The 1,226-nt window shown below is 59.5% G+C and carries 1 protein-coding gene; it reads left to right on the forward strand.

Features of this window, described 5'->3' with window-relative positions; translation table 11 throughout:
- The first annotated feature begins 62 nt into the window (after nucleotides 1–62).
- Nucleotides 63–1,177 (forward strand): IS3 family transposase gene (locus IEY21_RS16615; protein ID WP_188905452.1). Its coding sequence is split into 2 segments (ribosomal slippage): nucleotides 63–312 and nucleotides 312–1,177, totalling 1,116 coding nucleotides; the frame shifts between segments, so codons are not numbered across the junction.
- The last annotated feature ends 49 nt before the right edge of the window (nucleotides 1,178–1,226 follow it).

Here is a 1,226-nt window from a genome sequence, read left to right on the forward strand (position 1 = left end):
TGACCTGACCCCTGTTTCTCGGTCCACTCCGATTGCGACAAGATGGGCAATCCGGAGGCGCGATGAAAGGAAAACGATATACCGAGCAGCAGATTCTAAGCATTCTCGAACAGGTTGATGCGGGCCAATCCCTGGCCGAGATGACACGACTTCATGGCATCGCGGTCAGCACCATCCACCGCTGGAAGGCGAAGTATGGCGGAATGACGAAGGACGAAACCAAACGGTTTCGTCTGCTGGAAGAAGAAAATCGCCGCCTCAAGAAACTGGTGGCCGATCTCTCTCTGGACAACCAGGTGCTGAAAGAGGTGGTGGCAAAAAAGTGGTAGACCCCAGCGCGACGCCACAGTCCCAGACGCCGTTGAAGCGGGAAATGGTGGGATTCGTGCGGCTGCGCTTCGGGGTCACCGAGCGGCGGGCGTGTCGCCAGTTGGGTTTCTGGCGGTCAACTCAAAGGCACCACAGCCCTGGAGAGGGAAAAGATCAGGTCTTGAAAGCACGGCTGCGTCTGCTCGCCCTGGAACGGCCTCGCTTTGGGTATCGGCGGCTCCATGTCCTGTTGAGACGCGAAGGGCTGACGGTCAACCACAAACGGGTGTACCGGATCTACCGCGCGGAAGGGCTGGCCGTTCGTCGGAAGACCCGCAAAAAACTGGTGGTGGGTGAGCGAGGCAACAAACCGCCAGTGTCCGCGCCGAATCAACGCTGGAGCATGGATTTCATGGCAGATCAACTGGCGTCAGGTCAACGGTTTCGCGTGCTGAATGTAGTCGACGACTTCACGCGGGAGTGCCTGATCATGCATGTCGGAACCTCGATCACGGGCGCAGATGTGGCCCGACTGCTCTCCGCAGTGCTGGCCCTGCGCGCAGGGCCAGCCATGATCGTGACGGACAATGGCCCGGAATTCGTCAGTAAGGCACTGGATCAGTGGAGCCATGAGCGCGGAATCGTCCAGCACTTCAACCGTCCGGGAAAGCCCGTGGAGAACGCCTACATCGAGAGCTTCAATGGCCGTGTCCGGGACGAGTGCCTGAATCTCCACTGGTTTCAGACACTGCCCCAGGCTCGCCTGATCGTGGCTGCCTGGCAGCAGGATTACAACCAGATTCGTCCGCACAGCTCCCTGGACAACCATTCACCCCAGACGTTCGCCCGCCTGATACAGGCGGGCTGAGCTACGATTCAAGTGCAATTGGACTGGACCGACCGAGGGGGGAACCTCA

Origin of the sequence: Deinococcus aerophilus, from assembly GCF_014647075.1 — a bacterium.
Classification (GTDB): Bacteria; Deinococcota; Deinococci; order Deinococcales; family Deinococcaceae; genus Deinococcus; species Deinococcus aerophilus.